Source organism: Flavobacterium sp., assembly GCF_036515215.1.
Classification (GTDB): domain Bacteria; phylum Bacteroidota; class Bacteroidia; order Flavobacteriales; family Flavobacteriaceae; genus Flavobacterium.
This window is the reverse complement of sequence record NZ_DATBVQ010000022.1, coordinates 1-2791: the sequence shown is the minus strand read 5'-3', so window position 1 is coordinate 2791 and position 2791 is coordinate 1. Positions and strand designations below refer to the sequence as shown.

Below are 2791 nucleotides of genomic sequence, written 5' to 3'. Positions count from 1 at the left end.
AAGGAAGGACCATTGTCTTTTCGGGATTTTATGGAAATGGCTTTGTACTATCCAAAATTGGGGTACTACAATTCCATGGACGCTAAAATAGGCGCGGATGGCGATTTCTACACCAGCGCCAATCTTTCGGCTTCTTTCGGGGCCATGCTAGCCCGGCAAATCGAGGAAATGTGGCACTTCCTTGGTAAAAAACCTTTCAAAATCGTGGAATATGGAGCGGGCACCGGACTCTTATGCCATGATATTTTAGACAATCTCAAAAAAAACAAAACTTTATATGCTGGCTTATGCTATTGCATTATAGAGAAGAGCGCCAGCATGCGGGAAATCGAAAAGAAATATTTATCGGAAAAAGTCAGTTGGTACGATTCAATTGATGAGATTCCCGAACTCAATGGCTGCGTCATATCAAATGAATTGATCGATAATTTCGCCGTCCATCAGGTAGTGATGGAAGAGCAGCTACAAGAAGTTTTTGTGGATTATAAAAATGGATTTGAAGAAATATTGCTGCCCGCAGGAAAAATACTGGTGGATTATTTCAAAACTTTAAACGTTGATTTACCGAAAGGGTTTCGAACAGAAGTTAATCTCGAAGCGGTGTCGTGGTTAAAAGACATTTCTCGCTTTTTAGTAAAAGGATATGTCATCACGATCGATTACGGTTCGATTTCTTTGGAACTATATGACAATCGCAGAAGCTCCGGTACATTATTATGTTTTCACAATCATCAAAAGAACGACAACCCGTACCAACTTATAGGAAGTCAAGACATCACCACCCACACTAATTTTTCTGCCTTAAGGCAATGGGGCTTGGACTACGGCTTGGATTGTTGCGGAATGATAGACCAAACCAATTTTCTCTTGGCACTGGGAATTAAAAAATATCAAAATGACGTTTTGACGAAACCCATCAACAAAGCGCAAGTAAAAATTCATGAAACCTATTTCAATATCGGATTATTACTGAGCATGGGAATGAGGTATAAGGTCCTAATCCAACAAAAAGGGATCGAAAAAAAGACATTAACAGGACTGAAATTTCTTAATTAATTACAATGGGGCCATGCCGATATTTGTGCAGATGTCCTACGCGGTGTTAATTTTATAATTAAACAAATTATCCTTTTCATAATATAACCGCTTTACCTATATTTGCTTTCGAATAAAAATTCTATGGAACAATTTGTAGTATCGGCACGTAAATACCGTCCACAAACATTTAACGATGTTGTGGGCCAAAAAGCTATTACCAACACTTTACTGAATGCCATAGAAAGTAATCATCTTGCCTCTGCCCTATTATTTACCGGCCCCAGAGGAGTTGGAAAAACGACCTGCGCCAGAATTTTGGCCAGGAAAATTAACCAACCGGGTTACGATGACCCCAATGAAGATTTTGCCTTTAACGTTTTTGAACTGGATGCGGCATCCAACAATTCCGTTGATGATATCCGTAGTTTGATTGATCAAGTTCGTATCCCTCCTCAAACCGGAAAATACAAGGTTTATATCATTGATGAGGTACATATGTTGTCTTCGGCTGCATTCAATGCTTTTTTGAAAACATTGGAAGAGCCGCCAAAGCATGCCATTTTTATTTTGGCAACGACCGAAAAACATAAAATCATTCCGACGATATTATCCCGTTGTCAAATATTTGATTTCAAAAGAATAACTGTAAAGGACGCCAAGGAACATCTTGCGGAAGTGGCCACAAATCAAGGGGTTGCTTACGAAGATGATGCCTTGCATATCATTGCCCAGAAAGCGGATGGCGCCATGCGCGATGCCTTGTCCATTTTTGACAGAGTCGTTTCCTATTGCGGTACCAATCTGACGCGTCAGGCGGTTACCGAGAACTTGAACGTTCTTGACTACGAAACCTATATTACCGTTACCGATTTAATTCTTGAAAATAAAATTCCCGAATTATTGGTTGCTTTCAACGAAATACTTTCCAAAGGATTTGACAGCCATCATTTTGTGTCAGGATTAGCGTCCCATTTTAGGGATTTATTGGTAAGCAAAACCCCTTCTACATTATCGTTACTGGAAGTCGGGGAACAAGCCCAAAAAATGTATGGTTTGCAAGCGCAAAAATGCACCCAAGAATTTTTGTTAAAGGGTATCGCTATTGCAAATGATTGCGATTTGAAATTCAAGCTCAGCCAAAATCAGCGGTTACTCGTTGAACTTTGTTTGATGCAATTAGCCTCTATCACTTTTGATGGAGAAAAAAAAAAGCTGACGCATTTATAATCCCTCCAACTTATTTCAGGAAAAATGATTACTCAATAGCCGATAAAACAAATGCTACCGAGACAATTCCCGTTGCCGTTATTCCTGCCGCGAACACTATACAAACTTCTGTCGCACAAGAATCTGAGAGCAAGCCTGTCTCCGTTGAGCCAGCAAAAACCGACGATTCGTTTTCTACCGGCCCGAAAGTTTCGGCCTTTTCATTATCAAGTATTCGTGCGAAAAAAGCGCTGGAAGAAAGCAACAAGGCGTTCGTAAAAGAGGAACTCCACTTGCCGACGGAAGCCTTTACCGAAACCGAAATGCTATTGCAGTGGACAAAATACGCAAAACGATTGGGCGAAAAAGGTTTCAGAATCATGGAATCATTGTTGCTCATTAACGATCCCGTTCTAAACGGTGCTGCTATCACTCTCGAACTACCAAATGAAGGATCTAAACTAGATTTTGAAAAAGAATTGAACGGTCTTTTGGGACATCTAAAAGGACATTTGCATAATCATGACATCACGATAGAAGTCATTGT

General features: G+C 40.1%; 3 protein-coding genes. 2 read left to right on the top strand and 1 reads right to left on the bottom strand.

All coding sequences use genetic code 11. The features are described 5' to 3' along the window. Both VIH09_RS01590 and dnaX read left to right on the top strand, forming a co-directional pair. Positions 1 to 1056 (top strand): class I SAM-dependent methyltransferase (locus VIH09_RS01590; RefSeq protein WP_331577184.1); only part of this gene is annotated, 1056 nt, incomplete at its 5' end. 123 nt (positions 1057 to 1179) lie between these two features. Next, a complete protein-coding gene (dnaX, locus tag VIH09_RS01585) occupies positions 1180 to 2265 on the top strand; it encodes a DNA polymerase III subunit gamma/tau (RefSeq protein WP_331577182.1) in 1086 nt (361 codons plus the stop codon). A 28-nt stretch (positions 2266 to 2293) separates the two neighbouring features. Here dnaX and VIH09_RS01580 read toward each other — a convergent pair whose 3' ends face one another. Further along, a complete protein-coding gene (locus VIH09_RS01580) occupies positions 2294 to 2644 on the bottom strand; it encodes a hypothetical protein (protein ID WP_331577180.1) in 351 nt (116 codons plus the stop codon). Positions 2645 to 2791: the final 147 nt, after the last annotated feature.

Excerpts from the sequence above, each read along its gene's own strand:
- dnaX (WP_331577182.1), top strand. The coding sequence starts at position 1,180 with ATGGAACAATTTGTAGTATCGGCACGTAAATACCGTCCACAAACATTT.
- VIH09_RS01580 (WP_331577180.1), bottom strand. The coding sequence starts at position 2,644 with ATGAGCAACAATGATTCCATGATTCTGAAACCTTTTTCGCCCAATCGT.